Source organism: Biostraticola tofi (assembly GCF_004343195.1).
Classification (GTDB): Bacteria; Pseudomonadota; Gammaproteobacteria; order Enterobacterales; family Enterobacteriaceae; genus Biostraticola; species Biostraticola tofi.
Genome location: NZ_SMCR01000006.1, coordinates 89,814 through 102,575 on the forward strand (window position 1 = coordinate 89,814; position 12,762 = coordinate 102,575).

The 12,762-nt window shown below is 58.1% G+C and carries 12 protein-coding genes; 10 read left to right on the forward strand and 2 right to left on the reverse strand.

Annotated features, from left to right (window positions below; translation table 11 throughout):
- Positions 1-123: 123 nt before the first annotated feature.
- The 5 genes from EDC52_RS13335 to EDC52_RS13355 are packed head-to-tail and all read left to right on the forward strand — an operon-like array spanning position 124 to position 4,985.
- Positions 124-1,305 carry an isochorismate synthase gene (locus tag EDC52_RS13335; RefSeq protein ID WP_131865831.1) on the forward strand — a complete coding sequence of 394 codons (1,182 nt, stop codon included), beginning with the start codon at positions 124-126 and terminating at the stop codon, positions 1,303-1,305.
- A 12-nt stretch (positions 1,306-1,317) separates the two neighbouring features.
- A complete protein-coding gene (locus tag EDC52_RS13340; protein ID WP_131865832.1) occupies positions 1,318-2,931 on the forward strand; it encodes a (2,3-dihydroxybenzoyl)adenylate synthase in 1,614 nt (537 codons plus the stop codon).
- Between the two features lie 16 nt (positions 2,932-2,947).
- The gene (locus EDC52_RS13345; protein ID WP_131865833.1) at positions 2,948-3,802 is read left to right on the forward strand and encodes an isochorismatase family protein; all 855 of its coding nucleotides are present in this window, start codon (positions 2,948-2,950) and stop codon (positions 3,800-3,802) included.
- Positions 3,799-4,560: a 2,3-dihydro-2,3-dihydroxybenzoate dehydrogenase gene (dhbA, locus tag EDC52_RS13350; RefSeq protein ID WP_131865834.1), complete on the forward strand. Its 762-nt coding sequence runs from the start codon at positions 3,799-3,801 to the stop codon at positions 4,558-4,560. Before EDC52_RS13345 ends, dhbA begins: the two co-directional genes overlap by 4 nt.
- A gap of 11 nt (positions 4,561-4,571) precedes the next feature.
- Positions 4,572-4,985, forward strand: coding sequence for a hotdog fold thioesterase (locus EDC52_RS13355; RefSeq protein ID WP_131865835.1), 414 nt, complete (start codon positions 4,572-4,574; stop codon positions 4,983-4,985).
- A gap of 289 nt (positions 4,986-5,274) precedes the next feature.
- Here EDC52_RS13355 and alkB read toward each other — a convergent pair whose 3' ends face one another.
- Positions 5,275-5,922, reverse strand: coding sequence for a DNA oxidative demethylase AlkB (alkB, locus tag EDC52_RS13360; protein WP_131865836.1), 648 nt, complete (start codon positions 5,920-5,922; stop codon positions 5,275-5,277).
- Positions 5,923-6,066: 144 nt separating this feature from the next.
- Between alkB and EDC52_RS13365 the strand changes: the two genes are divergently transcribed.
- From EDC52_RS13365 to EDC52_RS13385, 5 genes are all read left to right on the forward strand, one after another.
- Positions 6,067-8,178 carry a prolyl oligopeptidase family serine peptidase gene (locus tag EDC52_RS13365; RefSeq protein ID WP_131865837.1) on the forward strand — a complete coding sequence of 704 codons (2,112 nt, stop codon included), beginning with the start codon at positions 6,067-6,069 and terminating at the stop codon, positions 8,176-8,178.
- A 197-nt stretch (positions 8,179-8,375) separates the two neighbouring features.
- Complete coding sequence (locus EDC52_RS13370; protein ID WP_165911716.1) at positions 8,376-9,188, forward strand: MipA/OmpV family protein; 813 nt, start codon at positions 8,376-8,378, stop codon at positions 9,186-9,188.
- A 12-nt stretch (positions 9,189-9,200) separates the two neighbouring features.
- Positions 9,201-9,899, forward strand: coding sequence for a response regulator transcription factor (locus EDC52_RS13375; RefSeq protein WP_131865839.1), 699 nt, complete (start codon positions 9,201-9,203; stop codon positions 9,897-9,899).
- A 57-nt stretch (positions 9,900-9,956) separates the two neighbouring features.
- A complete protein-coding gene (locus EDC52_RS13380) occupies positions 9,957-10,469 on the forward strand; it encodes a helix-turn-helix domain-containing protein (RefSeq protein WP_165911717.1) in 513 nt (170 codons plus the stop codon).
- A 16-nt stretch (positions 10,470-10,485) separates the two neighbouring features.
- On the forward strand, positions 10,486-11,841 hold the full coding sequence (locus tag EDC52_RS13385; RefSeq protein ID WP_230468046.1) for a sensor histidine kinase: 1,356 nt from the start codon (positions 10,486-10,488) through the stop codon (positions 11,839-11,841).
- Between the two features lie 14 nt (positions 11,842-11,855).
- On the opposite strand, the gene EDC52_RS13390 is transcribed toward EDC52_RS13385, so the two are convergent.
- A complete protein-coding gene (locus EDC52_RS13390; protein ID WP_230468047.1) occupies positions 11,856-12,647 on the reverse strand; it encodes an alpha/beta hydrolase in 792 nt (263 codons plus the stop codon).
- Positions 12,648-12,762 lie beyond the last annotated feature (115 nt).

Below are 12,762 nucleotides of genomic sequence, written 5' to 3' on the forward strand. Positions count from 1 at the left end.
CTGCTGACGCCTGCAACCGCCGTATCGTGCCCACCCGGCTTGACATAGAGCCGCGGTTTACGTAGCTTACGGTTAGTTAATGATAATAATTATCAATTCGCTTATCATTTGTACGAGAATAAAATGACTAATACTCAACCCCGCAATACGGCTGCGGGTTTATTTGCCCCTCTCGACGACCGCTTTTTCTTTATGTCGCCGTTTAAAAGCCTGATTACCGAAGGCTGCTACCGCCGGATTTCCACTCCGGCACTGGGCGGCGACCAGCTTGATGGTGAGTTCCAGCAGTCTATCGCCCAGGCGATGCAGGCTGCCCGCGCCGAGGGGATCGAGCGGCCACTGGTGGTCGGGGCGATACCCTTTGATCCCGCTAGCCCTTCCTCACTGTATGTCCCCAGACAGTGGCAGTTCTTCGACAAGCAGCAGGCCCGTCAGCAGGCGGCCCGCTATCCTGATAACCCACTGCCTGCCGTCAGCCAGACCCGCCCGCTGCCCGCCAAGCCGGAATTCATCAACATGGTCGCTGCTGCGATCGAGGCCCTGCGCGGGGGTACACTGGATAAAGTGGTGCTGTCGCGGTTGCTTGACATTTCCACTGCCGGGCCTGCCGATGCCGCTCAACTGCTGGCCCGGTTGGTGACGCAAAATAGTGAAAGCTATAATTTTCACCTGCCGCTGCCCGATGGCAGCCGACTTCTCGGCGCCAGTCCTGAACTGCTGCTGCGCAAGCAGGGAAACCAACTGTTTTCCCAGCCGCTGGCCGGTTCGGCCAAACGTCATACCGATGATGCCGGACTGGACGCGGCGACCGCCCGACAGTTGCTGGACTCGACCAAAGACCGCTACGAGCACCGGCTGGTGACCCAGGCCATGAACGCGACGCTGCAGTCTCGCTGCACTGCGCTTTCGGTGCCCGAACGTCCTGAATGCATCTCTACCTCGACCCTTTGGCATCTGGCCACCTCGATTGAGGGCCAGGTGAAGGATCCGCGTGATAATGCGCTCTCGCTGGCCTGCCTGCTGCATCCGACGCCAGCGCTCAGCGGCTTCCCGCACCAGGCCGCCCAGACCCTACTGAGCCAGCTTGAACCTTTTGATCGCCAGCATTTCGGCGGTATTGTCGGTTGGTGCGATGACCAGGGCAACGGCGAGTGGGTGATTGCTATCCGCTGCGGCCATATTCAGGGCTGTCAGGTGCGGCTGTTTGCCGGTGCCGGCATCGTGCCCGACTCCAGTCCGGAGTCCGAATGGCGTGAAACCGGCGTAAAACTGACGACTATGCTGCATGCCTTCGGCATGCATTGAGGAAAACCGTTCATGAAGATCCCCTTTACCCGCTGGCCGGAAGATCTGGCCGCCCGCTATCGCGCCCTGGGTTACTGGCAAGACCTGCCGCTGACCGATATCCTGACCCGGCATGCAGACAGCGACCGGATTGCCCTGATAGACGGTGACCAGCAGTTAAATTACCGCCAATTGAATCAGGCAGCCGATCGCCTGGCCGCATCCCTGCTCAGACGCGGATTGGCCGTTGGCGACACCGCCCTGGTGCAGTTGGGCAATCAAGCGGAATTCTATATCGTGTTTTTCGCCCTGCTGAAGATTGGCGTCGCGCCGGTCAATGCGCTGTTCAGCCATCAGCGGCATGAACTGACTGGCTATGCCCGACAAATCTCGCCCTGTGTGCTGATTGCCGACCGCCAGCATAGGCTGTTCACTGATGACGTTTTCGTCGACGAGCTCAAGCAAAGCTGTCCCCGCTTGTCCGTTTGTCTGTTCCATCACCAGGAACAGGGGGACAGTTCACTGTCCCAGATGACTGCCTTTCCGGCCGATGGCTTTTCACCCTCGCCGTCGGCGGCCGACGAAGTGGCCTTCTTCCAGCTTTCCGGCGGCAGTACCGGTACGCCAAAGCTGATTCCACGCACCCACAATGACTATTACTACAGCATTCGCGGCAGCGTAGACATCTGTCGCTTCGATAGGGACACCCGCTTTTTGTGCGCCCTGCCGGCAGCCCATAATTACCCGCTCAGCTCGCCCGGCGCGCTGGGGGTGTTTTATGCCGCAGGGCAGGTCGTGCTGGCCAGCGATCCCAGCGCCACGACCTGTTTTGGCCTGATTGAACAACACCAGGTTAACGTCACGGCGCTGGTGCCGCCGGCGGTCAGTCTGTGGATCCAGGCGCTGCAGGATCAGTCAGACCGGCGGTCCCTGGCCTCGCTCAGGCTGTTGCAGGTGGGCGGCGCCCGACTGAGTCCAACGCTTGCCGCCAGCATCCCGGCGGTTTTCGGCTGTCAGCTGCAGCAGGTGTTCGGCATGGCGGAAGGGCTGGTCAACTACACCCGGCTGGATGACGACGAACAACGTATTTTCACCACCCAGGGACGGCCGATTTGCGCCGATGACGAAGTCTGGGTGGCCGATGCCGAGGGCAATCCGCTGCCGTCCGGCAGTATCGGCCGATTAATGACTCGCGGCCCTTATACCTTTCGCGGCTACTTTCAAAGCCCTGATCATAATGCGCAGGCCTTTGATGCCAAAGGTTTTTACTGCTCAGGGGATTTGGTCTCAATCGACCCGCAGGGCTATATCACCGTTCACGGACGTGAAAAAGATCAGATTAACCGCGGCGGCGAAAAAATTGCCGCCGAAGAGATTGAAAACCTGCTGCTAACACATCCGGCCATCATTGATGCGGCGCTGGTAGCGATGGAAGATGATTTGATGGGGGAAAAAAGCTGTGCCTTCATCATTACCCGCGAAACGGTGAGACCGGTAGAGCTGCGGCGTTTTCTGCGCGCTGAAGGGGTGGCGGAATTCAAATTGCCCGACCGGTTTGAAGCCCTGCCCTCGCTGCCGCTGACCGCGGTCGGCAAAGTCGATAAAAAACAGCTGCGTCTGCGATTACGGCAGAAAAACGCATCTTAATTATTCTGGAGATCACATGGCAATTCCTAAACTTGCCGGTTATGCCCTGCCCACCGAGGCGGAACTGCCGGTCAATAAAGTCAACTGGCCGTTCGAGCCGGCACGAGCAGCGCTGCTGATTCACGATATGCAGGATTACTTTCTGAATTTTTGGGGTGAAGAAAGCCCACTGGTCAGCCAGGTCATCGACAATATCGTCCGACTGCGTGCCTACTGCAAATCGCTGGGCATACCGGTGTTTTATACCGCCCAGCCGGCCGAGCAAAGCGATAGCGATCGCGCCTTGCTGAACGACATGTGGGGCCCCGGCCTAAACCGGCATCCCGAGCAGAATACCGTCACCGCAGCGTTGGCGCCAGAGGCGGACGACCAGGTACTGGTTAAATGGCGTTACAGCGCCTTTCAGCGTTCTGAGCTTGAAAGCAGGCTGAAAGCGTCCGGCCGTGACCAACTGATCATTTGCGGGGTTTACGCCCATATCGGCTGCCTGACCACCGCTACTGATGCTTTTATGCGCGATATCAAACCGTTTATGGTCGCCGATGCGCTGGCCGATTTCAGCCGCGAAGAGCATATGATGGCGCTGACCTATACCGCCGGGCGTAGCGGACGCGTCGTTACCACTCAGGATCTGCTGCTGACGCCTCAGTCTGCTGAGCAACTGCGCGACCAGATTGAAGCGTTGTTGGATGATGATGACCGGCCCGAGGACCACGATAACCTGGTCGATTACGGACTGGATTCGGTGCAGATTATGGCACTGGCGGCTCGCTGGCGGCAGGTGCACCAGGATATCGATTTTATCAAGCTGGCCCAACAGCCGACCCTTGCCCACTGGTGGTCTTTACTGTCACGAAAGGTCAATCCATGAGTGTAACGTTTGATTTCACCGACAAACAGGTCTGGGTGACCGGTGCCGGCCAGGGCATCGGTCTGGCCACTGCGCTGATGTTCCACCAGGCAGGCGCCAGGGTCGTCGGGCTGGATAAAACCTTCCACGCCGCCACCGACTATCCGTTTCTGACCCAGTCGGTGGATGTGGCCGATGCAGCACAGGTGAAAAGCGTTGCCCAGGCGCTGCTGGCCCGGTTCCCCCGCCTGGATGTGCTGGTCAATGCCGCCGGTGTACTGCGCATCGGTCAGACCGATGAACTGTCGGTCGACGACTGGCAGACCTGCATGAACGTCAACGCCGGCGGGGCATTTAATCTTTTCCAGCAAACGCTGCCGGTGTTTCGCCGCCAGCGCGCCGGCGCGATAGTGACGGTGGCATCCAACGCCGCCCATGCCCCACGGCTGGGCATGTCGGCCTATGGCGCATCCAAGGCGGCCCTGCGCAGTCTGTGCCTGACGGTCGGCCTGGAAATGGCGCCCTTTGGCGTGCGCTGTAATCTGGTGTCGCCCGGCTCAACCGATACCGAGATGCAGCGCAGCCTATGGCATAATGAACAGGCTGAACAACAGACCATCAAGGGTTTTCCGGATCAATATAAGCTGGGTATCCCGCTGCAGAAAATCGCCCAGCCGGCAGAAATCGCCGGCACGGTACTGTTTCTGGCCTCCGACGCGGCCAGTCACGTGGTGCTGCAGGATATTGTCGCCGATGGCGGCGCCACCCTGGGCGCCTAGGAGCCGAAACTATGCTGTGGAAACGCAATGCCGGCCTGGAGCAGCTAAACCAGATGAGCCTCGACTCGATGATTGATCGGTTGGGCATTCGCTTTACCGCCCTGACGGCAGACACTCTGACCGCCGACATGCCGGTGGATAATCGCACCCGGCAGCCGTTTGGCTTACTGCATGGCGGCGCGTCGGTGACCCTGGCCGAATCGCTGGGTTCGTTTGCCAGTTGGCTGGCGACCGAACCGGGCCAGAGCGTGGTCGGCACCGAAATCAATGCCAGCCACCACCGGGCGGTGTATCAGGATACGGTTATCGGCTGCTGCCATGCGCTGCATCTGGGGCGCAGCAATCATGTCTGGGCGGTGGAAATTCGCGACAGCAAAGGCCGGCTCTGCTGCACCGCCCGGCTGACTACCGCGGTTATTGGCTAAGTAAATACCGCCTACGGTTATTGGCCAGGCAAATACCCCCTACGGTTATTGGCCAGGCAAATACAGCCTACGGTTATTGGCCAGGCAAATACCCCCTACGGTTATTGGCCAGGCAAATACCCTCTACGGTTATCGGCTAGGGAAATACCGTCTGCCGCCCTTATGTTCAGGAGCACAGTGGCACAGTGGCACAGATGTTACAGCGTCACCTATTTGCCTGCTCCATAAATCCGTGGCTGGGCGGCAACGCTTGCATCGGCCAGGCGGCTCGCAAACAGCTTAACCGCAGTTACAGCGCCTTGCGCAGGGTAATATTGATCCGGTGCGAGCCGACCAGCGAATGCCAGCCCTCTTTCACCGGCAGGATGCCGTGATAGTTAAGTCGCGCAGGACCGCCCCAGACCACCACATCGCCATGGGCCAGCGGGATGCGCTGGGGCCGGTCGCCGCGCGCCAGTCCGCCGAACTGAAACACTGCCGGCAGGCCAAGGGAAACCGACACTATGGGTGCGTCGAAGTCATGTTCGTCTTTGTCCTGATGCAGCGACAGCTTGCTGCCGGGATCGTAGCGGTTCATCAGGCAGGAGTCCGGCACATAGTGACCAAAACCGGCCTGCATTGCGGCTTCGTCCGCCAAGGCCATCAGGATGGGCGGTATCGGCGGCCAGGGCTTGCCGGTGCGTGAATCGCGTTCTGAATAGCGGTAGCCCCGGCTATCACTGTTCCAGCCATTGCCGCACCAGCTCATCGCCACCGACATGGTATGCCCGCCGGGAGTGACCATATGACGCCAGGGCACCTGCGCTACCACGCTTTGCACCGCCGCCAGCAGCGCCGGGCCGTGATCGCGCACGAACCCATGCAGCACCACCGCTCCGGGGGCAATCTGCTCACGCCACGGCGGCGGCAGAGCATCTTCAAAAAGGTCAATCGTCATAGAACAAGCCTGTTTATATATCCAGTCATCATAGTAGCGGCTGGCGCGCGCTTGTAAAGCAATCCTCGGCCAGGCACCGAGTGTTTTTTGCCGGCAGGATCCGCGCTAAGCTTAATTGAACGACCTCAAGGAGTGGAATGCCCTATGTCCTCATTACCTGAACGCCCTGATCAACAAAGCAATAACAACCCAAACCTGGCCGATGACGACGATTTTATCTGGCTGGAGGAGCTAAAAAGCCCGACAGTGCTCGACTGGCTACAGCAGCAGAACCTGCGTACCACCCGCGCCTTGGCTGAAAGCCCGCGGTTTCAGCAGTTGGAAAGCCAGATATTGACCCTGCTTAATCAGGATACCCAGATCCCTTGGGTGACCCAATATGGCGACTATTACTACAATTTTTGGCAAGACAGCAGCCATCCCAGGGGTCTCTGGCGCCGCACTACGCTGGCTGAATACCGCCAATCACAGCCGGCCTGGGAAACGGTGATTGATATCGATGCGCTGGGAAAAACCGAAGGTACAGACTGGGTATTCCAGGGTGCCCAGCCGCTGACGCCGGCATATCGTCGCTGTCTGGTTAAACTCTCCCCCGATGGCGGCGATGCCGTGACGGTGCGCGAATTCGATTTAGTCGGTAAAACCTTTATCAGCGACGGCTTCAGCCTGCCGGTCGCTAAAAGCATAGTGTCATGGATAGATCAGGATACCTTATTCGTGGCCACCGATTTCGGTACAGGCAGCCTGACGCAGTCCGGTTATCCGCGCATGGCCAAGCGCTGGCGGCGCGGCACTGCCCTCGGCAACGCCGAAATGGTGTATCAGGGCGCGCCTGGGGACATGAGCGTCTTTGCTTATCATAATCCGACGCCGGGGTTCGAGCGCGATTTTATCCAGCGTACCGTCGACTTTTTTCATCGGGAAAGCTTTTATCTCACCCCTGATAACCGGCAGATCAGAATTGATATTCCGGCGGATGCGGATGCGGGTTGCCACCGGCAGTGGCTGTTGATTCACCTGCGAAGCGAATGGCGACTGGGGGACCAGGCCTACAGCTCAGGTACCCTGCTGGCGGCCGATTTCGATGCTTATCTGGCCGGCAGCCGTGAGGTGACAGCGCTGTTTGTGCCTGACGCCCGGACTGCGCTTAGCACCTATACCACCACGCGTTCCCATGTGATCCTCAATATCATGAGCGATGTCACCAATCGGCTGGAAATCGTCACCCCACAGGCCGATAACCGCTGGCAGCGCCGGCTGTTATGTCCGCCGGGAGCCCTCAGCAGCAGCTATGCCGCAGGCATCAATTTCCACTCAGATGACTTTATGCTGACCCAGACCGGTTTCCTGCAGCCAAACAGTCTCTATCTGGGCAAGCTGGGCCCGCAGGACGACCATCCAGGACCGCAAACGCTCGAGTTGCTCAAACAGGCGCCGGACGATTTCGACTGCAGTCGCTATCAGGTCAGGCAGCACTTTGCCACCTCGGATGATGGCACCCGGGTGCCTTATTTCGAAATTTCCGCCAAGGATCTGCGCCTGGACGGCAATAACCCGACGCTTCTGTACGGCTACGGTGGCTTTGAAATTTCCCTGCTGCCGTTTTACCTGGGCAGTAATGGCCTGTCGTGGCTGGAACGCGGCGGCGTCTATGTGGTGGCGAATATCCGCGGCGGTGGAGAATACGGCCCGGCCTGGCATCAGGCGGCCTTGAAACAGCACCGTTCCCGGGCCTATGAAGATTTTGCCGCCGTTGCCCGGGCACTTAGCGCACGGCAGGTCACCTCTGCCGCCCGTCTGGGTATCCGCGGCGGCAGCAATGGCGGGCTGCTGGTCGGTAACATGCTGACGCACTATCCCGAGCTGTTTGGCGCGGTGGTTTGTGAAGTGCCGTTGCTGGATATGCGGCGCTATACCCGTCTGTCGGCCGGGGCGTCCTGGATTGCCGAATATGGCGACCCTGACCAGCCTGAGCAATGGGATTTCATCCGCACATTTTCGCCCTACCACAATCTCAAAGCCCAGACGCCCTATCCGCCGGTGCTGTTTTATACCGCCACCAGTGATGATCGGGTGAACCCGGCCCATGCCCGCAAAATGATGGCCCGCATGCGTCAGCTGGGCTACCAGCAGGCATGGTTCTACGAAAATACCGAGGGTGGTCACAGCGCGGCGGCTGACAAGCAACAGACGGCGTTTCATGCCGCCCTGGTCAGCGAATTCCTATGGCATCATTTGACCGCCGCTTCTCGGTAGTTTGCGCATGCATGGCGCTTAGTAATATGCCTACCAACCAAAATGGTTAAGAGGCCGCACAGGGGAAAGGGCTGCCGTTCTGCCGGGATAAATCTATCCATTAACCGCGCCGGGATAAAGAAACCGTTGGTGTAAGTAGCCGGTAAGTCTCCAGGTTCTATGGTGGGTGTAGAATATCATCCACTTTAGGACTTCATGTGAAAAATCGCTACGACCTTAGCCGCGTTTACCCATTTCTGCCTATCGTACTGCTCCATTTCACCGCCCCGGCCGCTGCCGCAGACCCGGCAAACCGACCTGACGATAGCCTTAGCAGTTTTACCTGGTTCAGCGATGAACCAAAGCACACCCAATGGGGCCTGGGCCTCGGCGCCGGCTATGAAAAATCCATTTATAAAGACGATAATGCCCAGTTTTCAGTGGTGCCCCTGGTGTTGGTGGAAAACCGGTGGTTCCGTCTGCGGGGGCCAGCGGCTGATATCAAAATCGCCCGCTGGGAGAGCGTGGCATTTACCTTGCGGGCGGAATATGGGCTGGGCGATGGTTATGAGTCCTCCGATGCATCGATCCTTAAAGGAATGGATGAAAGAAAAGACGGACTCTGGCTGGGGCCGGCCATGGAATGGGAAACGCCGTTGGTCACGTTCAGCGCGCGTTATCTGTTCGCCGGCAATAAAGGGCAAAAAGCCCAGCTTGGCCTGGAGCGCAAATGGGATTATGGTGAGGTGTCGCTTACGCCTCATGCCGGTGTAGAATGGCTCAGCGATAAAAATATTGATTACTATTACGGCGTAAGGGAGCATGAAACCCGCGCGGGACGCAGCACCTTTGAGGGTAAATCAACCTATCGCCTGTCGGCCGGTGTCAGGGTAGATTATGACCTGACAGCCCACCAGACGCTCAGTGTGGATGCCGGCGTTTCCCATGCAGGCAGCGGCATTTCCGACAGCCCGATAGTCGACAGCGCCACGCTACCGGCCATCAGACTGGCCTACTTCTACCACTTCTAACTGAGTCAGTTTATGTCACGTATCGCGCTGATTGAAGATAACAGCCGCCTGGCCGAAATGATCGGCCAGGCGCTGGCCGGAGCGGGTATCGAAACCGACTACTTCTATACCCTGTCCCAAGCCAGACAGGGTTTCAGTCTGGCAGACTATGAAGTGATGATTATCGATCGCGGCTTGCCTGATGGAGATGGCCTGGATTTTTTGAAAGCCTTCAGAGCAACCGGAAATATGACGCCCAGCCTGATGCTGACGGCGCGTGACGCGCTACATGACCGCGTGGATGGCCTGGAAAGCGGCGCTGACGACTATGTCACCAAGCCTTTTGCCATGAGCGAACTGGTGGCCAGGGTTCGTACCCTGATGCGGCGTCCGGCACATACGGTCGTGCAGGCGGAGTGCTTCGTCAATATGATGCTTAACCCGCAGCAGCAGACGCTGCATTGTGGCGATACAATAGTGCAGCTGGCGCCGACCGAACTGCAGATATTGCTGGCGTTGTTTAAGCAGCAGAACCAGACGGTGCGCCATACCGCCTTGGAACATGCGGCCTGGGGCCTAGCGGGGGCCGTCACCCCCAATGCGCTGGAAGTAACGGTACATCGGCTGCGCAAGAAAATGGCCGCCGCCGGCGCGCATGCCCAGATCGTCAACATCCGCGGCGTGGGTTTTTCTCTCCAGCCACGAGGGGACTCGCCACTGCCTGGCGGGTGAGTGTCAGCCCGTCGTTGCAAAGCGTCTTGCTAAAATAATGATATGAGGCCCGCCGATATGTACTACCAAAATGTTGTCAATGACATGCTCAAATGGATTGAAGCTAATCTGGAGGAGACGTTGAATCTACAGGTCATATCGGTCAAAACCGGGTTCAGCAAATGGTATCTGCAGCGGTTATTCAAACGAATAACCGGCTATTCCCTTGGCAGCTACATGCGTAAGCGACGTCTGTCGATGGCGGCAGTCCGGTTGATGGAAACCCGTGAACCGATCCTGACGATAGCGTTTAAATACCAGTTTGACAGCCAATCCTCGTTCAATCGTGCATTTAAGCGACACTTCCACATCACCCCGAGTGAATACCGGCTTTCGAGCCGCCCGCCGGCCAATGGCCTGCAGTGGGCTATATCGCTGCCACAGACTGGGGCCTGGCCGGACAGCGATGCCGATTGCCAACCGGCATCTTCGCCAAACGCCGACCGTCAACCGAGATATCGGCCGGATGCCGCGCACCGCGCCGGTCTGCAGCCATCCCGGTCGCAGCAGCGAAACCCCCATGCAGAATAACCCTTCCAGGCGGCCGTTGTTTCATTACATAACCCAAAGCCTGTGGTGGCGATTATGGCTGACCAGCATTGTCGTTATGACCTGCAGCCTGACGGTTATCGCCGGTTTGGTGCTGTTCGCCTTTAGCCATTATCCGTTGCAAATGTGGCAACTGGACGATAACAAAGAGACGGCGGAAACGGTCGCCGCCGGGCTGAGCTATGACGACGAAGGCCGGCCGGCAGCGGTCACCGTCGACCCGCAAACCGCCTGGCTGCTTGATGTCGCCTCAACTGAAATCATGTATCGCGTGCTGGATGAACAAGGCCGCCAGTGGCTGACCTCCTCCCAAGCTGCAGCCGAATTTTCCTGGGATCGCCAGCGCCCTGAACAGTTGGCCGGCAGGCACCGGCAAATCCAGTTCAAAAATCTGTCCTATGATCTTTATACCCTTAAAACCTACCATAAAAATCGAACGTTCTATATCCAGTCCGTCACCAGCAACGCGGTGGGCAAACTGGTTCTCGATTTGCGTGTCAGCCTGTTGCCCAATATTGTGGTGATTGCTATTTTCGTTGCCATTATTGGTTTCGGGCTGGCGTTCCCCTTTACCATCCGCCGGGTGCTGCGCCCGCTGAAAGTGGCCTCCAGTGCGGCCATGTCGATTACACCGGCCAATTTAACCACCCGTTTAAATCAAAATGACATTCCCAGTGAGATCAAGCCACTGATTTTTGCTTTCAATGAAGTGCTGAAGAGGCTGGAAAAAGGCTTTATCGCGCAGCAGGAGTTCCTGGGTTCCGCAGCCCATGAGCTGCAGACGCCGCTGACTTTGCTGCGAGGACAAATCGAACTGCAGGGTGAAATACAGCATAAGCATCTGCTGTTCCGTGAAATCGATTTAATGGCCCGGCAGGTGCGTCAGTTGCTGCATCTGGCCGAAGTCAGCGAATCGCAGAATTACACCTATTGTGAAGTAGACCGGGCGACGATTGCCGCAGATGTCATTGACTACCTGGGCAGCAAAGCGGTCGGTCAGCAGGTTGAGCTGACCCTGGTCTCGGCACCTGACCTGCCCAAGCTCAAAGCCGATAAAAGCGCGCTGTTTATTTTGCTGAAAAACCTGGTCGAAAATGCCATCAACGTTTCGGCGCCTGGCCGGCGGGTAGTGCTGACCGTGGACCTCAATGCTATCAGGGTGCGGGATAATGGCTGCGGGATTGACCCGGATGATATCCCTTTTCTGTTTGACCGCTATTGGCGCGCCAAAGGAGCAGCCCACGGCGGCACTGGCCTGGGCCTGGCGATTTGCCGTGAAATCGCGGTCGCCCATCAATGGCGGGTCACCGCTCATAATATTGCCGGCGGCATGGAATTTGCGGTGCATTTTTAACGCCGACCCGGCGGTCAGTATTGCCGACGGAAATGATAAAGGAAGGCTTTTTGCAGCGCCAGCAGCGATACCGTCTGGTGGGATTGATCCGGGAAAATAAACAGCTCTGTCTGCAGGTTGACCGCGCCAGGCTGTTGCACAGTCCAGGCCAGTTCGCGAATGCCATCCACCATATGACGCTGGCGGCGATGTTTGGCCAGCGCCACGCGCTGCGGGGCCGGTAAACCGGTTTCCCAACGTTCCAGGGACTGCTCATACTCGCCAACCGAGACATACAGCATTTTCGGCGACAGCAGCGGCTGGACGGCCAGTTGCTGGGCGAAGGTTTCGGCCGCCCGGCAAATAGCGCGGTCATTCCACCACACCGACGGGCTGGAGGCAAAATAGTGCTGGAAAGCATCGCTTTGGGTGAACAGGGTATTTAGGGTAAACAGGCCGCCATAGGAATGGCCGAACAGCGCCTGCTGCTGGAGGTCCAGCGGCAGCTGCTCGGCGATATAAGGCTTGAGTTCCAGCTGGATGACATCCAGAAAGTCCTGCGCGCTGCCATCCATACCGGCCGCGTAATAGCCGCCGTGCGGATTGGCTTCGGCAACAATGGCCTCTGCCGCCGGGCGATAATCCCGCTCACGCCGTGAAGGCCCCGGATAATCAATCGCCACTACCACGCCTGGAACCATCGGGCAGCGCGGTCGCCCCAGCGTACTCAGCAGCGAGCTGGCGATAGCAAAATAACGGGCGCCGTCCAGCAGATAGATAACCGGCCAGCCCTCGTCCGGTGCCGGTTGGTCCGGCCAACACATCATAATGCGGTAGTCGCCGCAGTTTTGGGAATGAAAGATTTCGTCCCGGGTATGGTAAAGCTCCAACACTATCACGCTCTCATCAGGTTAACACTGCGTCCCGCCTGAGGGGATTATG